Annotated in this window: 19 protein-coding genes; 11 read left to right on the top strand and 8 right to left on the bottom strand. The window is 43.1% G+C overall.

The window, feature by feature from the left end; translation table 11 throughout:
• Positions 1–74: 74 nt before the first annotated feature.
• Both A2W93_13175 and A2W93_13170 read left to right on the top strand, forming a co-directional pair.
• Positions 75–1,238: a DNA polymerase IV gene (locus A2W93_13175; protein OFY55135.1), complete on the top strand. Its 1,164-nt coding sequence runs from the start codon at positions 75–77 to the stop codon at positions 1,236–1,238.
• Positions 1,239–1,562: 324 nt separating this feature from the next.
• Positions 1,563–2,675 (top strand): hypothetical protein, encoded by a 1,113-nt coding sequence (locus tag A2W93_13170; protein ID OFY55134.1) that lies wholly within the window; start codon positions 1,563–1,565, stop codon positions 2,673–2,675.
• 52 nt (positions 2,676–2,727) lie between these two features.
• Here A2W93_13170 and A2W93_13165 read toward each other — a convergent pair whose 3' ends face one another.
• Genes A2W93_13165 through A2W93_13155 form a run of 3 tightly spaced genes read right to left on the bottom strand, consistent with a single transcriptional unit; the run spans position 2,728 to position 4,803 of the window.
• A complete protein-coding gene (locus tag A2W93_13165) occupies positions 2,728–3,429 on the bottom strand; it encodes a noncanonical pyrimidine nucleotidase, YjjG family (protein OFY55133.1) in 702 nt (233 codons plus the stop codon).
• 44 nt (positions 3,430–3,473) lie between these two features.
• Positions 3,474–4,205 (bottom strand): hypothetical protein, encoded by a 732-nt coding sequence (locus A2W93_13160; GenBank protein OFY55132.1) that lies wholly within the window; start codon positions 4,203–4,205, stop codon positions 3,474–3,476.
• Between the two features lies 1 nt (position 4,206).
• On the bottom strand, positions 4,207–4,803 hold the full coding sequence (locus tag A2W93_13155) for a hypothetical protein (GenBank protein OFY55131.1): 597 nt from the start codon (positions 4,801–4,803) through the stop codon (positions 4,207–4,209).
• A 159-nt stretch (positions 4,804–4,962) separates the two neighbouring features.
• Between A2W93_13155 and A2W93_13150 the strand changes: the two genes are divergently transcribed.
• Entirely contained in the window at positions 4,963–6,468 is a 1,506-nt protein-coding gene (locus tag A2W93_13150; protein OFY55130.1) for a hypothetical protein, read from the top strand.
• Positions 6,469–6,470: 2 nt separating this feature from the next.
• Here the strand turns inward: A2W93_13150 and A2W93_13145 are convergent, their stop codons facing one another.
• Together A2W93_13145 and A2W93_13140 are read right to left on the bottom strand one after the other, a co-directional pair.
• A complete protein-coding gene (locus A2W93_13145) occupies positions 6,471–8,033 on the bottom strand; it encodes a hypothetical protein (GenBank protein ID OFY55129.1) in 1,563 nt (520 codons plus the stop codon).
• Complete coding sequence (locus A2W93_13140) at positions 8,034–9,587, bottom strand: hypothetical protein (GenBank protein OFY55128.1); 1,554 nt, start codon at positions 9,585–9,587, stop codon at positions 8,034–8,036. It lies immediately after the preceding gene.
• A 41-nt stretch (positions 9,588–9,628) separates the two neighbouring features.
• On the opposite strand from A2W93_13140, the gene A2W93_13135 reads away from it, so the two are divergent.
• The 5 genes from A2W93_13135 to A2W93_13115 all read left to right on the top strand — a co-directional run bounded on the left by A2W93_13135 (position 9,629) and on the right by A2W93_13115 (position 13,387).
• Positions 9,629–9,850: a hypothetical protein gene (locus tag A2W93_13135; GenBank protein OFY55127.1), complete on the top strand. Its 222-nt coding sequence runs from the start codon at positions 9,629–9,631 to the stop codon at positions 9,848–9,850.
• A gap of 74 nt (positions 9,851–9,924) precedes the next feature.
• Complete coding sequence (locus tag A2W93_13130; protein OFY55126.1) at positions 9,925–10,395, top strand: hypothetical protein; 471 nt, start codon at positions 9,925–9,927, stop codon at positions 10,393–10,395.
• Positions 10,396–10,433: 38 nt separating this feature from the next.
• The gene (locus tag A2W93_13125; protein OFY55125.1) at positions 10,434–11,954 is read left to right on the top strand and encodes a 4-hydroxy-3-methylbut-2-en-1-yl diphosphate synthase; all 1,521 of its coding nucleotides are present in this window, start codon (positions 10,434–10,436) and stop codon (positions 11,952–11,954) included.
• On the top strand, positions 11,941–12,567 hold the full coding sequence (locus A2W93_13120; protein OFY55124.1) for a hypothetical protein: 627 nt from the start codon (positions 11,941–11,943) through the stop codon (positions 12,565–12,567). The genes A2W93_13125 and A2W93_13120 overlap by 14 nt, the downstream gene beginning before the upstream one ends.
• 73 nt (positions 12,568–12,640) lie before the next feature.
• Complete coding sequence (locus A2W93_13115; protein OFY55123.1) at positions 12,641–13,387, top strand: hypothetical protein; 747 nt, start codon at positions 12,641–12,643, stop codon at positions 13,385–13,387.
• On the opposite strand, the gene A2W93_13110 is transcribed toward A2W93_13115, so the two are convergent.
• Positions 13,384–13,917 (bottom strand): hypothetical protein, encoded by a 534-nt coding sequence (locus A2W93_13110; GenBank protein OFY55122.1) that lies wholly within the window; start codon positions 13,915–13,917, stop codon positions 13,384–13,386. The two genes, A2W93_13115 and A2W93_13110, sit on opposite strands and share 4 nt — an antisense overlap.
• Before the next feature lie 54 nt (positions 13,918–13,971).
• The gene (locus A2W93_13105; protein ID OFY55121.1) at positions 13,972–15,687 is read right to left on the bottom strand and encodes a lysine--tRNA ligase; all 1,716 of its coding nucleotides are present in this window, start codon (positions 15,685–15,687) and stop codon (positions 13,972–13,974) included.
• Positions 15,688–15,773: 86 nt separating this feature from the next.
• Here A2W93_13105 and A2W93_13100 point away from each other — a divergent pair, with 86 nt between their 5' ends.
• The 3 genes from A2W93_13100 to A2W93_13090 all read left to right on the top strand — a co-directional run bounded on the left by A2W93_13100 (position 15,774) and on the right by A2W93_13090 (position 19,967).
• Positions 15,774–17,390, top strand: a complete 1,617-nt coding sequence (locus A2W93_13100; protein ID OFY55120.1) for a hypothetical protein — start codon at positions 15,774–15,776, stop codon at positions 17,388–17,390.
• An 85-nt stretch (positions 17,391–17,475) separates the two neighbouring features.
• Positions 17,476–19,119: an apolipoprotein N-acyltransferase gene (locus A2W93_13095; GenBank protein ID OFY55180.1), complete on the top strand. Its 1,644-nt coding sequence runs from the start codon at positions 17,476–17,478 to the stop codon at positions 19,117–19,119.
• Entirely contained in the window at positions 19,116–19,967 is an 852-nt protein-coding gene (locus A2W93_13090) for a hypothetical protein (GenBank protein ID OFY55119.1), read from the top strand. Before A2W93_13095 ends, A2W93_13090 begins: the two co-directional genes overlap by 4 nt.
• Here A2W93_13090 and A2W93_13085 read toward each other — a convergent pair.
• Positions 19,885–21,432: a K+/H+ antiporter gene (locus tag A2W93_13085; protein ID OFY55118.1), complete on the bottom strand. Its 1,548-nt coding sequence runs from the start codon at positions 21,430–21,432 to the stop codon at positions 19,885–19,887. The two genes, A2W93_13090 and A2W93_13085, sit on opposite strands and share 83 nt — an antisense overlap.
• Between the last annotated feature and the right edge of the window lie 322 nt (positions 21,433–21,754).

Raw genomic sequence — 21,754 nt, 5'->3', positions numbered from 1 at the left:
TTCAACAATTGTCATGACAACCCAAAAATTGCCTAATTTATCATCTTGGATTTTGGCTATTTTCTAATCATGATATGGATCGCTCTGTCCTGCATATTGACCTTGATACGTTTTTTGTTTCGGTGGAGCGAAAAGAGAACAGCGCTTTAATTGGGAAACCTGTCATGGTGGGCGGCGGAAGTGACCGGGCTGTAGTATCGGGTTGCAGCTACGAGGCCCGGGCCTTCGGCGTCCATTCGGGAATGCCCATGAAAATGGCGCGCATGCTTTGCAGCGATGCTGTTGTCATCCGCGGCGACATGGAGCGCTATTCCTACTATTCGCGCATGGTAACCGACATTATCCGCGAAGGAGCTCCGCTCTACGAAAAAAGCAGCATTGATGAATTTTATCTTGACCTGACCGGCATGGACCGTTTTTTCGGCACGCTGAAATGGTCGCACGAATTACGTGAACGCATAATTAATGAAACAGGATTGCCCATATCGTTCGGATTATCGGCAAATAAGACTGTGAGCAAGATCGCTACCGGCGAAGCCAAGCCCAACGGAGAGCTCCAAATTGCACAACCAGCCATCAAGCCTTTTCTCGATCCGCTTCCGATTCAGAAAATCCCGATGCTCGGGAAAAAAACAGCCCATCTGCTCCGCTCCATGGGTATTGTAAATATTGGCGTACTCAGCAGCATGCCGCCGGTGCTGCTCACGCGTGTGCTGGGCTCAAACGGGCTCATGCTATGGAAAAAAGCCAATGGACAGGATGACACGCCCGTGGTGCCGTACGAAGATGCCAAATCGATGAGCTCCGAAACCACATTCGAAACAGATGTGACCGACCGCGCCGAAATGGAACGTATTCTTTCCTCCATGACCGAACGCCTCGCCTTTCGTTTGCGCAAAAACAACCGGCTTATAGGAACGGTGACGGTGAAAATCCGTTATGCCGATTTCGAAACCCATACGATGCAGAAACGAATTCCCTACACGGCTTTCGATCATGTGCTGGTGAAAAATGTGAAAGATATTTTCGGAAAACTATTCTCAAGGCGGCTCAGGGTGAGGCTTATCGGTATTCGATTCAGTGAACTCATTGGCGGGAACCAGCAACTGGACCTGTTTGATGAGACTCCTGAACTCACCCGGCTCTATCAGTCGCTCGACAAGATCCGCCGCCGCTTCGGCGAAGACGCCATCCACCACGCCATCGGAATGCACAGGCATAGAGTGAAGGGAGCATAAGAGGAGGTTAAGGCTGAGGTTAAGATTAAGGTTGAGGTTGAGGTTGAGAATATGGTCACGCGTCAACGTAAAACAGCTTGCCACGTTTCACGTGGTTGCAGGCGGGATACGCGCGCCCAGGTTAAGGTTGAGTGGCCGAAGGCAAAAAAAGCTGCGCAGCACAAATTGCGCAGAAGGCGCAACAGATCTTAGCCCGGGACAAAGTCCCGGGGATAAAAAAGATGCGAAGCACCTATTTAAAATTGTAAAACGAAATGTTCATTCAAAACCATTTTGTATTTGCGCCTTTGTGACAAAAATATTTATCTTTGAAAAAAATCGCCTATGAAAATCAGATTATTAGCCATCGCATTTTCTGTCGTTTCATTTTCGTTGGTTGCACAGACTACCAAAACCATTCAGGTGGGCGGAGTGACGCGCTCCTACAAAGAATATGTTGCAAGCTCCTACACCGGAACCAATCCGGTTCCTCTGGTGATTTGCCTGCATGGTCTAGGTGACAATATGACCAACTTCAGCAATATTGGAATGCATCTGCTGTCGGATTCAGCACAATTCATAACGCTGTATCCGCAGGCTATGAGCAGCGCCTACGGCACAGCATGGAACAGCGGCGCCAGCTACATGGGCATGACGCTGAATCCCACTGTAGATGATATCGGATTCATCAGCAACCTGATCGATTCAACAGCGGAACTCTACAACATAGATCTAACGCGGGTTTACGTGACCGGCTTCTCAATGGGCGGATTCATGTCGAACCGATTGGCCTGCCAGCTGGGCAGCCGAATTTGCGCCATCGCTTCTGTCGCCGGAACTATCGGAACTGCATGCACCTGTAACCCTTTCAGGGCAACACCTGTAGCGCATTTTCACGGAACCGCTGACGGAACAGTTTCTTACACCGGAAATGCATATGGAAATGATGCCGAAGAGCTCATTTCTTACTGGGCAACATTTAATAATTGCGACACCCCAGCTGTTCACACTGCGCTCCCCGACATCGAAGCCGACAGTATGACCATTGATTTATACAAATATCTGAACGGCAATCAGGGCTCCGAAGTATGGTTCTATAAAGTCAATAATGCTGATCACACCTGGCTGGTGCCGGGCGCTAACGACATTTCATACACCATCGAAATCTGGAATTTCTTTAAAAGATTTCAGCATGCAACATTGTCGGTTGAAGAAACCAACGCGCCACGGCTAAGTGTTTATCCCAATCCCACAACAGACATTTTACAGGTGAATGGATTCAACGATGCGGATCATGGCCTGTTGACCCTAATGGATCTTTCAGGCAGAACGCTCTCGCAGACTTGTTTTGAAAATGGCTTCACAACACTGAATGTATCTAAGCTCCCTGCAGGAATTTATCTACTGCAGCTCAGTGGAGAAAATGTTTTTGAGACAGTGCGGTTTGTGAAGGAGTAGTGCGCAAGTTTGGGAGCAATGCTGTGCGAAGTTTCCCAACTTCGCACTACGACTACAGAATTTTCATCAGCTCCGAAAGCTCCGAGATGCGGTAGGTAGCGGCTTTTTTGTTGGCCGACGGTTCTATGCGTGGATTGAAAAAAACCTGATCCATGCCGGCACCAGCGGCTCCTTCGATATCGACTTCGTAATCATCGCCGACAAAAAGAACCTCATCGGGATTAGCATCCATTTTTTTCAGCGCAAATTCAAAAATGCGGATATCGGGTTTATTGTAGCCAATTTCCTCCGAAATAAAAAGATATTCAAAATAAGGACCCAGGCCGCTGCGCGCAATTTTCGGATATTGCGCTTCTTTAAAACCGTTCGTCATAACAGAAAGAATATATCCTTTATCTTTCAGGTAACTGAGTAATTCCATTGTTCCCGGAAACAGATAAGCGTGTTCTGAAGTACGCTTCACATACTCATCAGCCAATTCATTGGCAATCCAGGGACGATCAAGTCCAATTTCTTCGAGTGCAAGCGAAAATCGTTTCACCCTCAGTATTTCTTTTTCGATTTCATGACGCCGGTACTGTTCCCAGAGACCTGAATTGATAGCCGCATAGGTTCCATGAAAATACTCAAACGAGCATTGCGTGAGTGGCTGCACAAGCTCTGAAAACAGCTCTGAAAGCACCTCATGCGACACCCGGTCGAAATCCCACAGGGTACGATCGAGATCAAAAATAACGTGTTTGTATTTCTTCATTAGAGCCGGCAAAGATAGTCAAAAGAAATTACTCAAAGCCGCATTTATGCAAGCAAAACTCCGTACAAAACAACACTGCTGTTGTATAGAAAATGTCCGATAATTCCATACCAAAGCGTATTATGTCTGGCACGCAGATAACCGAATAATAATCCGATCGGAAACAGCCAGAGAAGTGATATCAATGAGAAATGAATCGTGGAGAACATGATGGCTGTAATAAAAATCGTCGGCGTTTTACCGGCAAACGGTTCAAGCATATTGAACAGGACTCCCCTGAAAGCAATTTCCTCGAAGATGGCCGGAAACACAGCTGTTGAGATCAATGCAAGCAATAATGGAGCAGGTGAATCAATAAACAGATAATATTCGGAAATGATGTAAATGTCAAATATGTTTTTGTTGAGATAATCAACAAAAAAGAAAACCCCAAGAGCAAATACAGGAGCCCCGGTTGCCAGAGCCGTCATCAACATCGGTTCGGGATCTTTGAACTTCAGTACGTTCAGCGTATCTCTGAAATCCATTGCAAAAAACACAAGAACAATCAGCGAAAACACAATATTTGCCAGAATGATATTGGCGTAGTTGGAATTGATATCAATAAAATATAGACTGACAATGAAAACAACCATTACGACAAAGAAAACAACCGTCTTTGTAATACTGCCCATATCGCGCGTAGCAACATAAACCGGAGCAGACAGTTCCCCACCGCAATGACTGCAGAATCGGGCATTCGGATGATTATTATGATTGCAGGCGGGGCAGATCATGCTATGTCAGGTCTTTGGCATTGTGTAACTCAATTAAATCCTTCTCAAGTTGCTCAGAATCTCTGGCGCCAATATAGCCATAAACAAATGCAGAAATAATCAGCACTTTCCAGAGCAAACCCTGATACAGTGTATGCGGATCAGCAATGGCATTGATTGCAATGAAAACAATGTAAACAAAGAATCCTGATATAATCGCTGCAAAAGGCTTTTTGGTACTCCATAAGGCCAGTCCGAAATAGATGGCGGCCACAATGGCGCAAATAACAAAAACAAGCGGGATCTGTACTTTTTGCATGAATCCGAAAATAACACCAAAACCAAAATTTACGGCCGCAAGAATATACAACACATTTCGAGCTTTCCGGATGGCTTTTTCTTTGTCAATCAGCAACAACTGTTTAGAATGAATGCCCGAAATAAACTTTTTCATTTCCTGCTGAGTGCCTCTTTGCGGAAACCGGCAATTCGGGCAGAACTGATCATCTTCTTTCAGCCCTTTAGTTTTACAGTTATAGCATATTGAGTAATCTTCAATTACAATAGACTGCCACAATTTGTTTCTTTCTTTTCGCAGTTCTTCAATAGTCATTGCCATAATTAAATATTGATTTTAATATGACAAATATATAAAAAACAAGACTTGCACACCTCCTGACTAAAACAAAAATATAAAATAAGTACTGCAAATTTGTTAAGCGCATTTTCGCATTGTCAACCCTTTGCATTTTAACAATTTATACATATCTTTGCACCCATGCGATTTGTCAGGATTTTAAACATTTCTGTTGTTGTTCTGTTTTTGGCACTCTGGATTGTCCTGCTCATCCGGAAAGAGTCGTATCAGGGCGATGGCATGTTGCATCCTGCAGGAGCAAATACTGATGCCACCTACTTCTCTGACAAGTTGCCGTATGGCATCAATTTTCAGGGCGATTTTATGGGTTTTACTTCACAAACAAGCGACGGCAAAACACAGGCAACCGGATTATGGAAATTGAATCTTAAAACGCAATCCATTTCTCATTTTCCGTTTCCTGCGTCTCATCATTTCGATTCATTGGTTTCGGTGCTGCCTGCCGCAGATTCCACACTCACCATTGTCGGTCTCTCTTCCGATTCAATTGTCAAGCTGGTACACTTCGATACGCTCGTTACTCCCGGCCAGATTTTCAGTACTCCATCCGATATTAAAGCCGTTCACTATATCAACGGGCATCCTGAAATAGTTTTCGGACGTCAAAAAAAACTCGTTGGCTCCATTGCATCCGTTGGTGATTCTTCAGTTGCATTTCGCAAATATGAGCTGCCCGGTTTTTTCGATCGCATCTGCGAAATCGTTGGCGCATGGCCCGAGAAAAACAAATGGAGGTTTTTGCTCAGCTCCGATTTTCACCACAAAGACGAAAAATGGGTTTTGATTGGTTCAAAAAATAAAACCAATTTTCTGGTCTTCGATGAACGGGCGGTCTTTCCTGATTTTCCGGGAGTCTTGAATAAAAGCCATAAAAAAGTATTACATCAATTTGATTATTCTATTTCCGGAATGGTGCCTCACAGGCCATATTCCGACACATTATTGATTTTCAGAAACAACCGCTTCAGCGAAAAAATACTCAGCAAACCGAAACACAACTATAGCACATGGTTCAGTATCGTCGGACTTCAGACCAAAATCGCCCTTGTTGAATGGGATGACCCAAACAACGAAAGCGGTGTTCTTGTCCGTCATTTCTTCGATTCCGATGCAAGGGACAGCCTGCCGTTTGTAAGTGAGTCCGGAAAATTTGTTTTTCATCAGCGCGAAAAAAGTGAACGTGAACAGATATTCATGAGCGACAAAGAATTTCCTATCGCCTATTTCCGATTAACCACTGACTCCAATGTTTTAATAACAAACAAATTGAATTTCTCGTTTCTGAATGACAACGGAAGATTGCTGGACAGAAAGAATTTTTTCAAACTTGTAAACACCACTATTCTTCGCAAAGAACCCGGAACCATTACATTTCTCGATGGAGAATTTCCAACCCTACGTGCTCTCACCTGGTTTGTGATTCTCTACGGCCTCGTACCCATCTGGCTTCTAAGTCTGGTTGTGATTTGGCTCGTTGAAGCAATCAGACCGAAATCGAAATTTGCGGTGCGCGAAAGTAAGTGGCCATTGCTTATGCGTCTCATGCCAGGATCCGCATTATATCTCATACTCTACGCAATTAATATTTATCCGTTCCTGCAAACGTTCTCAATATTTATTTTCTGAGATTATCGCATGTTCCACTCATCCGGCTGCAGATTTAAAAAGAGGCCGGTGTAAATATACTTTTCTGAAGTATTATTAAATGCGGACATATCATTGCGGTACATTGCCCCGATGCGCCAGATAATATTGTTGTTCATCTTGAACAGTTGTTTCCTGAATTCAGCATTTACCTGAATAACATCATGCCGGATGCCCTGCCCGACAACGTTTCCGTAATACTGTACAGGAATATTTCCGTTTCCTTGCGGTGAATCAAACGTTGACTGAAGCAAATCCTGACCGAAATGAGTTCCTGCGGAATCAAGCCCAGTCACACAAAACATGGCATTCAAATGCGCCGACCATTTTTGTTTTTTGTATTGCGTGCGAAAAACAAACTCATAAAAATTCGCGCCAAAGGGATGCGCAATGGGTTGATTCATGTGAGTATTGCTAAGCATCGGATCGCGGTGACTTCCGATGTATGGACGTGCATAATTGAACTCTGCAAGACAATTCAAATCATGAATTCCGAAAACATCCATCGATTTTACACCAAGCTGAAATGCCTGTTTATTCACCCATGCTCCATGCTGTATAGTCGGGTCATCAGGATGCATCAGGTGTTTAAGCCAGTTCTTGATTTCTGAAATGAAAAATTCATCGAGCACAAACTGACCGTATACCTTTGTTTTCGGCAGGAAATACCATGAAATATTTCCACCCAGCAGATTGTTGTCGGGCGATCCGAGTGCAAATTCCGCCGGACGAAAAAACATGACCGGATTCAGATACAGCCACTCGAAACCCCGCTGCCGGACACTGTCTTCGGCTTTCCAAATGACAGATTCGAAAACAGAAACATTCAGTTTTTTTGTGATCATCCAGCTCAGATAATGCGTGGCGGCAAATTTTGTTTCATTGTTGCCGGCTGACGATTGCTGCCGCCAGCGTGCGATCTGATGCATGTATTTCACTTGCTTCATGTCTGCAACAATACGTAGAAAGGGATATTCAGCGCTTTGATCGGACAGCAGCATTGAGCGGTAACCATCGCCCAGAAACGCTTTTCCGTTGCCGCCCTCAAGAGAAAGAATATTTCCCAAATCGTATTTCAGATAAACCGGTACGGACAAAACACCAAAAGCATTTCCCGATGAAAACAATGTTTTTCCCTGGTACGGAAACACATTCATGCTGTCGAATTTTTCTGCGACGAACATGGGATAATCTGCAAAAATAACAGAGGGAAATGCAACTGCTGAAAATTTTCCCGAAACAAAACCGCTGATTAAACCGGCATTCAATTTGTTTGAAAAGTCGCTTCCAGCCATCACTTCAGCAGAAGCAAGTGGTTTGTTGATAAAGGCAGTTTTGTTGCCCGAACTGCGGTAAAGTAAAAAACGATAAGAATTTATAGAGGAATGTTGCATCCCAATTGTATCATCAAAAGTCTGATGAGTAGGGTTAGTATTTACAATTATTGTATCACCATTTGTGTATTTTGTAAACACAGAGAAATCGTCCTGCTGAGCCTGCAGACAATAAAAAACCAGTGATAATATAAGAGCAAAAGCAATTTTCATCTAGAAAAAATCAAAATATTGTTTACGTATCATGTGCCGCAGCCCGATTTCATAGGTAAGAGAATTTACTGGCACCAAAGAAAGTGTACTTTTATAATTGCGGTAATGCATGCCGGCGAAGACAACAAAATTTGTTTCCGGATTGATGTAGTAAGAAACGGTACAACCCAGATGCATCACTTTGTCGGGACGACTGATGGGCTCATAGAAACCGGTCAGCAAAATATCACTGTAGTTGTCGGCTCGCATATAATTATCAGTTACAGGCAGCGCGCCTGCCCAAATGAAATTCAATCCTGCATCGGCAAAAAACCGCTTATGCTGCCAGCGTCCTCCTGCAACAAATTCGCGAAACTGTTGTCCTGTCGGATGTGCCAATGGTTGATCATTTTGCGAATATGCAGTCCATGCACAAGAAGATGTGTATGTGTTGTTTGATGCCAGATTAAATTCTGCAAATAAATATCTTCCATCCGGAATATTCAACCTTGCACCTATTTGTAATGCGCCCTGAATTCCCTGCTGATATTTCAGTTTCGAAAAATCAATCTGATCGGCAACGATCTGTGTATAAAAAACAATGTGTTCTTTTATCGTAGCATCGGCCTGCAGACCAATCATTGCATGATGAAGTCCTTTCGATTCTTCTGCAATAGTTCGCACCAAAGGCAACGGAAGCATCGACATCGGATAGAAAGAAATGCCGGTTGAATCGGCAGGCATAAAAATCACTGATTCAAACAAACCCAGATTCAGCCAGCTTTTCGGACTGTACGTCAGATAAGTGAACGAGAACCATTTCTGCTGGTACACGCCGCTTTCTGATAATGGAACATTTAGTTTGTTATTGTAATCAGGGTTGTGCAACGATGCAATGTTGTGACTCAGACTCCATTTCCCATGAGTAAATGTATTCATCAGAAACGGATATGCCTGCGAAGCATCTGACAGAATCATGCTGCGATATCCTTTACCAAAGTGAAAACGATCATAACCAAGGCGCACACCATAGTTTTTCAGCGGTTGCCACATGATCTGACTGAAAACAACTCCATAATCAAATCCGTTGGTGCCAAAGGGTTTCATGCGGATCATTCCCGGAATAAACTGCATGGTATCGACCCAGGCTGCGGCATATTGCGGCAAAGTAGTTTGAGTTTCATAAAACTCGGAACGCAAAAACAAATTTTTACCGATTTTTCCGTTCAAAATAAAGCCACGGGTATTCTTATACAACGTATTCCCATCCTCTTTGCCGATTCTGAAATCAAAAACCGGATCAAGAGTAATGTTATATTTTGGACTATCAATAATACCGACAAAATGTTCCCTGAAAATCTTCTTCCGAAGCCAGCTTGCCTGATCATTACAGTTCATTTCCGCGCTTTCTGTAGCAATTCGCGGATAAATCATTGGCACATTAAGAGCGCGAAAAGTCGAATCACACATTCCTGGCTGCTCATGCAATCCTCTCTCTTCCTCAGATGTGATAAACTGCGCCTGCGCGTCAAGGCTCAGCACAAAAACAAATATCAGATACAGCAGTTTATTCATCGAATGATATAAAGTGCTAAAATATAAAATAATTGAATACTATGGATTTAATGAGACTTTCTCAAAACTGTTGTTCCTTCAAAAACAACATTCCACCGTCCGAAAGCGACGAAGGAGCTGAAGGACATGGAACCGTTGTTTTTGAAGTTGTTACGACGGTTCCATGTTCCGGCTCAAAAAAATGGAAAAACTCCAAAACACCAGCCGGAACGGTGGAATGTCATAACAACCACGCTGTTTTGTGGCAGTCTCGGGTTATTTAAAATTTAGCTGGTACAAAATTTGACAGCACCCGATTTTTCGAAAAAAGTGCTACCTTGCACAAAAATGTACTACAATGAAACGCATTGCTTTACCGCTTCTAATTTCATTTATTTTTCTTCTAATGGGAACTGCTGTTCAGGCACAGCCTGTTATGAAGGGAAAAGCTAAAAATGTCATTAACCGCTCTGCCATTGTTATTTACGCAGCGCATAAATATACCATCGTCAATCAGGTTTTCACAGGAAATCTGAAAAAGGCAGTTGTACATCAAAACCTGGCTATTTCGTTGTATAAAGATGGCTTGTATATGCGTGCCATTCATCATTCGCGTTATGCCCGCGAATTTGCCGCATTGCAACTCGAAGCCAATAAAGGCACTTATCCAGCTGGTTTTGAACCCGCTTTCGACGAATTGCCTGACGGCCCCGAACCAAATCAAGACTTACTGGATTTCAATGCTGATGAAAGTACTTTCAATTCTACCATCAGCGACGATGAGGAACTATCAAAAGAAAAACTTGACAATCTTGAAATAAAAGAATAGTCAACAGTCTGTTCCGATTTTTTACCTAATTTTGAACCATGAAATCCAACGAGGAATCTTCATGGTTTTTTTTTAAATCCCGCGAAGTAAAAGTGGGCAATGTTGGCTTTGGCGGCGGCAATCCGATCCGCATTCAATCAATGACCAATACACCGACGGATGATATTTCGGCCACCGTTGCACAATGCAAACACATTTTTGATACAGGTGCAGATTTAGTAAGAATCACAGCCCGCAATATTTCTGAAGCAAAAATTCTGAGTGAAATTCGCAAGCAACTGAACGAATCCGGCTATTCCCAACCATTGGCCGCCGATATTCATTTCAATCCGGCCATAGCCATGGAAGCCGCACGCAGAGTAGAAAAAATCCGCATCAACCCGGGCAACTTCGTCGATCTTTTTCCAAAAAAACTACAATATTCCGATACTGAATATAATCAGGAACTGGATGAAATCAGGAAAACAGTTTTACCTCTGATCAGTGTTTGCCGCGAGAATGGAACCGCAGTTCGCATAGGTATCAACGGAGGCTCACTCAACCGAAGATTTATTGATCGATACGGAAATACAACCCGGGCAATGGTTGAATCAGCCGTGGAATTTATTCGCATCTTTCATGATGAGCAATTTCACAATCTCGTTATTTCCATTAAAGCCAGCGATGTGAAAACGATGATTCATGCAAACCGGCTCCTGGCGCAGTATTTAATAGACGACGAATTTCATTATCCGATTCATCTCGGCGTGACCGAAGCCGGAGAAGGTGAAGACGGTCGTATGAAATCGGCAGCAGGAATCGGCTCTCTGCTCATGGATGGCATTGGTGACACCATTCGCGTTTCGCTTACCGAAGCACCTGAAAAGGAAATTCCTGTTGCTGCGGAAATCATTGAATCTGCCAGAAAAAATGCAGCGGATAAACATACGGCCAAACATTTTTTTTCAATTGTCAATCCGTTCGGACATTTCATAAACAAAGCAGAAGCCGAATCTCATACCAAGCCCGAAGTCTGTGCTGAAGCCGATTCGCAGGCTGTTTCTACGGATATAAATGCACTGCGCAAGTACTTTATTGAAAATCAAAACAAAGAATTATCATTGCACTGGAATCCTGAAAGTATTTCTGTTGCAGATTTTTCAATAGTCGCCGGATCTTTTCTGACTGACGGATGCGGAAATAAAATACAGGTGATTTCTGCACTTGAAAATGAGACTTATCGTGAAAAAGCGCTTGATCTTTTACAGATCACTGGCCGTAGAATTTCGAAAGCCAGCTTCACGTCCTGCCCTTCGTGTGGCCGCACCACTTACGATATTGAAAATCTTTTGAAAGAAATTAAAACAGAATTTTCATGCCTGAAAGGAATTCACTTTGCGGTGATGGGATGCATCGTAAACGGCCCCGGGGAAATGGCCGGTGCAAAATACGGAATCCTGGGCTCTAAGCCTGATCACGTGGATATCTGGGTAGATGGAAAACCTGTTTTGAAAAACATTCATCAAAGCGAAGCGCTTAAAGAATTGAAAATAATTGTTGCAAAAAATGAGCAAACTTGACGGAATAAAAAACATAATATTCGATCTCGGCGGAGTTATTCTTGATATTGATTTTGAAGTGACACAGCGCGAATTCGTGAAACTCGGCATTCAGAATATTGATAAAACATTCGGACAGTATCATCAAATCGGATTTTTCGATTTATTCGATCGAGGCGAAATTGATGAAAATGAGTTTTTGAATCAAGCTAAAAAACTATTTCCGGAATCTGTAACACCGCAACAGATAACAGATGCATGGAATGCCATGTTGTTCGAACTGCCGCCCCATCGTTTTGAATTGCTCAAAGAACTTGGTAAAAAATATCGGCTGTTTTTGATGAGCAACACCAATATTATTCATTATAAAGCTTATCAGGAAATCATTCGCAAAACCTATGGTATCAGCGGGCTTGATGAGTTATTTGAAAAAGCATATTACTCATTTCTCGTTGGTATGCGCAAACCCGAAGACCGGTTTTTCAATCTCATTCTGAATGAAAACGGACTACTAGCACACGAAACGCTTTTTATTGATGATACTTCGATTAATACCGACGCTGCGGAAAAAATGGGGATTCGGGGAATGTATCTGAAGCCGGGAGAAGATATTAAAACTTTGTGCGAAGATTAAAATCTTCGCACAAAGTTTATTCATATGCTGTGCGAAGTCGAAACTTCGCACAGCATAGCTGACAAAATGCACTATGGAAACCATTACACGCAAAACACTCATCTACAAAAGCGGGCTCGGCATGCTGTGCATCAATCATGTGCGCGGATGCAGCCATGGGTGCCACTATCCGTGCTATGCATTTATGATTGCCCATTCGCATCAACAGGTGAAATCGTATGATGAATGGTGTAATCCGCAGCTGGTTTCCAATGCAGCAGAATTGCTCACAAAAGAGCTTTCACGCAAAAGAAAAATGCCTGATCGAATTCATCTTTGCCTGAGCACTGATCCGTTTATGTACGGGTATCCTGAAGTGACAGAAATAACATTGAAACTGATCCGGATCATGAATTCATGCGGTGTTCATGCATCGGTGCTTACCAAAGGAATACTTCCTGAAGAACTGGCAGATGAAAAAATATACAGTAATAAAAACACGTACGGCATCAGTCTCATATCGCTGAACGAAGATTTCAGAAAGCGATGGGAGCCTGGAGCAGCGACATATTTCGAAAGAATTGCGGCATTAAAAAAGCTGAGCGAAAAGGGTTTCCCAACACTTGTTCACATGGAACCTTACCCGACTCCTAATATCATTCAGCAGGATTTAGGTGACATACTGGAAGCTGTTTCCTTCGCTGATACCATTCAGTTTGGCGGGTGGAATTACAACAACCTTTCAAAGCAATTCAGCGAATACAAACAGTTCTATACCAATCAGGCGTCGCTTGTGAAGCGATTTTGCAAGGACCACAATATTCATTGCGAGACTTTTTAACTGAACCAGTCAATTACTTCGAAGATCAAAGCGCCTTCAATCAGAAATCTTCTGCCACCTTCACCGCAAAGCGGGCCACAATCATAAGAGTAGGTCTGTACCGTAATATTTGCAATCGGGCCATATTTCCTTTTATCGTAAATCATGCATTGTCCATTTTGCAGCAGATCTGCCATCCGGTATTTTAAGCGCAGCAGCAGGTTGTTTTTCTCTGCGATCTGAGCAGCATCAATGATTTTCAAATTTATCGCAGCTTTATCAACAAGCTCCAGCAATTTTTCGTCGCCAGGAATGCCAGGATTCTCGTTTATCCATTCAGCCAGATTAGTCCGGAATAGCTTGAATGAAGCTGATATCACATAACTGTCATTTCTGAATAAAACCACCGAAACAGGATCATCAATCTTTTGCAGCAGTATTACGGTTGTGTCGTTTTGAGCTTCGCCCTCACGCACCTGATCCTGTGCCGAAGCGGAAACAGTCTGCAAGAAAATTATTGCCGCCAAAAGAGCTTGTTTACATATTTTCATAGCAAATGTATTTAAACACAGTTGTGCGAAGTTTGAAAACTTCGCACAACGCTACTATTCGCACCAACGCTTCACATCTTCCAGCGTAGGCATGGCAATTTCCAGTTTCAGTTTCTTGCGCATTCCACCCAGATCGTTGAACATCTTGTTCGGGTTTGCACTCTTCAAATCATCAAGTGAGTTGATGTTCATTTTCATTAGCACCGGCGCCCAATCTGCATGAACACCAGCTTCGACGAGCTGTTCCGGCGTAATGGCTTCTTTCTTTTTTTCCGGGCGCATTTGCGGGAAGAACAATACATCCTGAATCGAAGGACTGTTTGTCATGATCATAGTCAATCGGTCAATGCCAATTCCAAGACCTGCTGTGGGCGGCATACCCAGCTCGATGGCGCTCAGAAAATCTTCATCCAGCATCATGGCTTCTTCATCGCCGCGCTTTCCGAGTTCAAGCTGATCTTCGAAACGTTTGCGCTGATCAATCGGATCGTTCAATTCGCTATAGGCATTACAGATTTCTTTACCGTTCACGATTGCTTCGAAGCGCTCAACCAGTCCCGGTTTGCTGCGGTGTTTCTTTGCAAGTGGTGACATTTCAACCGGATAATCCATAATGAAAGTCGGCTGCATGAGCTTTCCCTCGCAGGTTTCTCCAAATATTTCATCTATCAGTTTCCCTTTTCCCATGGAAGGGTCGGTCTGAATATTCAGTTTGGCAGCGGTTTCACGCAAAGCAACTTCATCCATTTCCGAAATGTCGATGCCCGTATATTCATGAATGGCTTCGAACATAGTGAGCCGTTTCCAGGGACGCTGAAAATTGATTTCGTTTTCACCAACTTTCACAATGGTAGATCCAGTGAGGTCTATAGCAATTTTCTCCACCATTTCTTCAACAAGTTCGGCCATCCAGTTGTAATCTTTATAAGCCACATAGAGCTCCATCTGCGTGAACTCAGGATTATGGAAACGATCCATCCCTTCGTTGCGGAAGTCTTTTGCAAATTCAAAAACACCGTCGAAGCCGCCAACAATGAGACGTTTCAGATAAAGTTCATCGGCAATCCGAAGATAAAGAGTCTGCTGGTGTGTATTATGAAAAGTCGTGAAAGGCCGTGCAGCCGCGCCTCCGTAAATGGGCTGCAGAATTGGAGTTTCAACTTCAAGATATCCTTTTGTCGTCAGAAATTCGCGCATCGAATTGGTGAGCATTGATCGCTTGATAAAAGTTTCGCGCACCTGCGGATTGACGATCAAATCGAGCGAGCGATTGCGGTAGCGCTGTTCGGGATCGGTAAAAGCGTCGTACACTTTGTCATCTTTTTCCTTTACAATCGGAAGTGGTTTTACCGATTTGGCCAACAAAGTGAAAGACTGCGCATGCACAGAAATTTCACCAGTCTGAGTGATGAATCCAAATCCCTTCACGCCTATGATATCGCCAATATCGAAAAGTTTTTTAAATACAGTATTGTACAAAGTCTTGTCCTCGCCCGGGCAAAGATCGTCGCGTTTGAAATAGACCTGAATACGGCCCTGTGCGTCTTGTATTTCTGCAAACGAAGCAGCGCCCATGATTCTACGTGTCATGATGCGGCCAGCTATTGAAATTTCCTTAAATTTTTCAGGATTCGATTTAAATTCGTTCAATATTTCACCGGAGTAAGCGGTAACGGGATACAATGCGGCAGGATAAGGCTCAATGCCAAGTTCATGCAGCTGGGTCAGCGCTTCGCGCCGCAGGACTTCCTGTTCGGATAATTCGGACATAGGTCTGTAATTTTTTGCAAAGATACAAGGATTGACAGTATTAGCAAAAAGAGAACTTTTTTATCTTTGCATAAAATCTACAAAAGATGAAAACAGTTATCATCAGTGCTTCGTTTTTCTTGATACTTTCAATTGGGCTTTCACAGGAAATAACCTGGGACTGGCAGACAACCTTTGGTGGCACAGGATCAAACCACCCGATTGTACTAACTCAGGATCATATGAATAATTCCTTGGTTCTGGGAGTTTTCAACGGAGAACTCATTCTTGATACAACCGTCTTAAACAGCGGAATTGCAGATCATTATTATCTTGCAAAATTTAATGATTTCGGAGATGCTTGCTGGATAAAAGATTTGTACTATAGTGGATTATCCTATGCTGTTGATATTGATGCGAATTTAGACAACGAGATTTTCGTCGCCGGCAAGGAAATAACAAATCCTCTGTATGGAGAAGGTTTCATAAAAGTCGTTAAGTTTAACGATCAAGGTGCTGAATTATCGGAAATTAAGACCGATACAGTGCGTTACTCAGATATCACATGTCTCGAGCTGGATGATTCTGGAAGTATATATATTTCAGGAGGATATTCTTATGATTTTTCCATTGACACAATTGACTGGGTTCAGAATAATGGAATTGACATGTTTTATATCAAACTTGATACAGCAGGCAATGTGCTTTTCGGCAGAAATGCGTGGATATCAGGTATGGATGGATACGGAGTTTATAAAATGGCAACTGATGCGTTTGGTAATTCTGTATTAGGAGGCGCCATAGCTGCTGTTGCTGATTTTGGCAATGGAGTCACCCTTAACCCTGTTGGAATTGCTCCTTTTGCCGTATATTACGATGCTATCGGTAATGCGCAATGGGCAAAAAACGGAATTTCAAATTGTCAGGGTGAACTTTCGGATTTGGACATATACAACGGGAAAGTATTTACAACCGGATATTATTGTGAAGATTTGGTTTTTGGCGATGACACTATTTCGGCTCCATCCAACTTGAATATGTATTTTGCAACTTTTTTTATTGATGGATCCCTGGACACGTTATTCTCATTGTCAAGCATCGGTTCCAACGGTGATGATCAGGGAGTCAATATTACACATGATTCATTCGGGAACTTTTATTTTACAGGAGGATTTGGCGACACACTGATCTTTGGAACTGATACACTTCTTGAAGATACTTCATTTGTTTCACCCGACTTGATTGCCGACGACTATATGGTTGGAAAATATGATTCAGATCATAATCCAATAGCGGCATATAGATTGAATAATATTGAAAATTTTTTTGGTTGGGGAGATTTATACACAAATCCTGCAGGCGATGTGTACTTTGTTGGAGTTTCATTGGATACAGTTAATAAATCAAATACCGGACAATCATATATTGCAAAGAAAGGATCAATCGCTTTTGGAATACCTCAAGAAGAATATTGTTTTTCACGGCCATTACTCAAATCATATCCAAATCCGGTTAGTGACAAAATTACGGTTAAGTTGACAGACAGGAATGATAAAATCAGCAGATATGAGATTTACAATATTGACGGGAAGATCCTCAGTGCCGGAACCGCGGATTCTTCGTCTACAGAAATTAGTACAGGTTCACTCTCCGATGGAAATTACATCATTTGCGTTTTGAGTGATAAAGGAAACAGATTTTCCGTAAAATTTCTAAAACAATAAAACTGTTTGATTTTTTCTGAGGCGATATAAAAATGATCGCCTCTTTTTTTATTCATTTTCTTCATAACTTCGCAAAAAAATGAATATGCCGGATCTGAAGAAAAAACACCTGATTCTTTTAAGTCTTTTGTCTGCCCTTCTGCTGGGTCTTGCATGGCCACTCCGGGGATTTCCGTTTCTGATTTTCATTGCACTGATTCCTCTGCTGATGGTTGTTGAACAGATCCGGCAGAACCCCGGCCGTTTTCGATTGATGGCCACTTTTCGCTACAGTTACATCACTTTTCTTTTCTGGAATGCAGCCACCACCTATTGGATCTGGAACTCAACCGAGATCGGCGCCTTGTTTGCCATTTTCGTAAACAGTCTTCTGATGGCTCTTGTAGTGCAGCTTTCAGCTTTCATCCGACATAATCTGAAAAACAATATTGTTGGAATTGCTATCCTGCCTGTTCTCTGGATTGCTTTTGAATTTCTGCATCAGGACTGGGATCTGTCGTGGACATGGCTCACTTTCGGAAATGTTTTCGCTTCGCGCGTTTCGTGGGTCCAATGGTATGAATTTACCGGGGTTCACGGAGGTTCGCTCTGGATCTGGGTTATAAATATATTGCTGTTTCAGCTCATTGCCCCATTTCTATCCAAAAAGAAAATGTGTGTCTTCGGACGAAACTTTCTCATTGCTGCATTATTTCTGACTTTCGCGCTGCCCTCCACATGGTCGCTCTGGCGTTACTATTCTTATGAAGAGAAGCAAAACCCTGTGGACATTGTGTTGCTACAGCCCAACCTGAATCCATATACCGAAGAATACACGCTGAAAGTGCACGAGGTGATGGACCGGCTGTTTACAACACAAACAAAAAGCATTGTTGACTCAACGGTTGATTTCATCGTAGCTCCAGAAAGCGTATTGCAGGAAGGCATGTTTGAAGATGAATTTCAATATTCACTCAGCGTTAGAAAAATCAAGGAATTTCTTGTAGAATTTGCACCCCAATCGCAATTTGTTTCAGGTGCCGGAACATTCAGAATGCTAAAGCCAAATGAACCCATAACTGCTGCCGCAAGACGCTACAACAGCCATTCGTACTACGAAGCATTTAATACAGCTATGTTCTTGGATTCGCTTGGAATTCCTGTTGTCTATCACAAAAGTAAGCTTGTAGCCGGTGTCGAACAAATGCCTTTTGTTCATCTCATAAAGCCCATTGAGAAACTGGCCATCGATCTGGGCGGAACCGTCGGGACCCTTGGTAAAAGCAAAGACAGAACGGTATATACTAAAGGAAAAGTTCCTGTTAGCGCAGTCATTTGTTATGAAAGTGTGTATGGAGAATTCGTTACGGAATTTGTAGCCAACGGCGCTCAGATCATATTCGTAATTACAAATGATGGCTGGTGGAAAAACACAGGCGGACACCGTCAGCACTTCGTATATTCACGACTCCGGGCTGTTGAAACGCGGCGCTCAGTGGCACGCGCAGCCAACACGGGAATTTCATGTTTCATCAATCAGCGCGGCGATGTAATTCAGCAAACTCAATACTGGACCAGAGATGTCATCAGAAATAAAATCAACGCCAACGATGTCATCACTTTCTACGTTCGTCATGGCGATTACATTGGCCGTGCAATGACCGTGGTTTCAGGAATTTTGATGTTGATTGCATTGTTGCTGTATGCAGCAAATCGAATTGGACACAGAAAAACGCACCTGAAAGGATGATCCGGTATTTGCGGCTAATAAAATTCTCCCACACCATTTTTAGTCTGCCATTTGCGGCGGTAGGATTTCTGTTTGCGCTTGATTCAGGTTATAAATTACCTACGTGGCTAACAGCGCTCTGGATCCTGCTTGCACTGATTGCTGCACGCACAGCTGCCATGGCTTTTAACCGATGGACCGATTACCGGATTGATGCAAAAAATCCTCGCACGCAGCAACGCGAAATTCCTGCCGGAATTATAAAACCTGCGCAGGCACTGATGCTCGCAGTTATTTCTTCTGCTATTTTCATTCTGCTCGCTGCGCTTATCAATGAATTGTGCCTGTGGCTCAGCCCGCTTGCACTGTTGGTTATACTTGGGTACAGCTACACAAAAAGGTTCACATCGCTGGCACACCTCGTTCTCGGTATTGGCCTGGGAATAGCGCCGGCAGCCACTTTCATCGCAGTTACCGGAACTTTCGATGCCGGACTTTTATTTTTGTGTTTTGGCGTGATGCTCTGGACTGCAGGATTCGACATCATTTACGCGCTGCAGGATATTGAATTCGATCGGAGCGAAAAACTACATTCGATTCCGGCCGCCATCGGATACAAAAAATCAATGTGGCTGTCGGCCGCATTCCACGCCATTTCCATGACCCTCATGTTTGCGTTCTGGTTATATATTTATGGAAATTCAATTGTACTTGCCGGCGTAATTCTGTTTTCGATCATGCTCATCTATCAGCACATCGATGTGCATATGCATGGACTGAAAAAGATCAACCTCGCTTTCGGAACAATGAACGGAGTCGCAGCGCTTGTTTACGGAACGGCGTATTTAATTGCGTTTCTGTTGAATTAGCATCCTTAAGTTTCAGACTTCGGTAAACAACAGGTAAATCTTTTTTATCTTCGGACAATATCATCAGCACATCGCAAGCTTCGATTACGGTTGAACCTTTAGGAGTCACGAATCGGTCACCGCGCCGAATCATAGCAATGATTGATGTTGCCGGAAAGCGCAGGTCGACAATGCGTTTCCCAATGGCATAGCCGCCCTCAGGGATAATAATTTCTTCAAGCGCAGATTTATCTTCGTCATCGAGTATCCGGTCTATGGCCGTCTGTTGCCGCATTGACCGAGGGACAGTCACTTTCAGCCATCGCGCAATAACATGCAATGTTGTTCCCTGAACCAATACCGAACTCAGGGAAATAAAAAATACCACATTGAAAATAACACCGGCTTTATCGATTCCGGCAAGCAACGGGTAAGTAGCAAAGACAATTGGTACTGCACCGCGTAATCCTACCCAGGAAATGAATAATTTTTCGCGTGTCGGAAATTTGAATGGTAAAAGACTTATCAACACAGCAACCGGTCTGGCAACCAAAATTAAAAAAGCAGAAATGGCCAAACCTATACCTAAAAACGGGATGATATGCGACGGATAAACAAGGAGACCCAATGTCAAAAAAAGAATAATCTGCATAAGCCAGGCGGTTGCATCAAACATTTTCAGAATGGTGCGCTTATGCATCAGCTTTTGATTTCCAAGATATACGCCACAAATATAAACCGCCAGAAATCCATTGCCTTCGATCAGATCCGTTGCATAAAATGTGATGTAAACAAGCGACAGCATCAAAATCGGATAAAGTCCTTCAAACGTAAGTTTGATGCGATTAATAATTTCTTTGCCAACAAATCCGAATCCAAATCCGGCAGCCGCACCAACAGCCATATGTGCAACAAACGATTGCAGGACATCGGTTACTCCGGTCGCACTGTTAACCACCAATTCGAGTAAACCGATAACCAAAACAAAAGCCATCGGATCATTGCTGCCACTTTCGAGCTCCAGCGTAGGTCTCAATCCTGATTTCAATGCGAGATTTTTTTCGCGCAAAATTGAAAACACGGCAGCCGCATCGGTCGATGAAACAATTGCCCCAAGCAGTAATCCTTCAAAAATAGTGAAATCGGTCATCTGCCATACAAACAAGCCAATGAAAGTTGCCGTCAGAATAACGCCGAAAGTGGATAGCATTATCCCGCGGCCCACAATGGGTTGCACCCGCGCCCAATCAGTTTCAAGTCCCGATGAAAACAGTATAACACAAAGACTGATAACTCCAATAAATTGTGCAATCTGGGGATCATTAAACTGGATTCCTCCAAGCCCCTCACTGCCGGCAAGCATTCCAACCGCCAGAAAAAAAACAAGCATGGGCAGACCGAAACGAGCAGAATTGCGTGCAATGATGATACTCGCGAAAAGGAGCAACGAGCCGATCAGCATTATATTTTCGATGGTCAGAGTCATAGAGCCTTTTTCATGAATTCACAAAACTACTAAAAAAAAGCAGAAGAATATTTTCAACTTTCAACAATCCAATCATAATCTGTATTTTTGCATTAAAACCATATCATGATCATCATCGGCATTACAGGAACACTTGGCGCAGGAAAAGGAACCATCGTGGATTATCTGGTTCGCAACCGCGATTTTGTACATTTTTCGGTACGGCAGTTTTTACTGAAAGAAATCCGCCGACGCAAAATGCCCGAAAACCGTGACAGCATGGTGACTGTAGCCAATGAACTGCGTGCAAAACATGGCGCTTCGTATATTGTAGAACAGTTAC

Source organism: Bacteroidetes bacterium GWF2_43_63 (assembly GCA_001769275.1).
In the GTDB taxonomy this organism is placed as follows: domain Bacteria; phylum Bacteroidota; class Bacteroidia; order Bacteroidales; family DTU049; genus GWF2-43-63.
The sequence above is the reverse complement of the archived record's forward strand: the minus strand, read 5'-3'. Positions and strand labels throughout refer to the sequence as shown.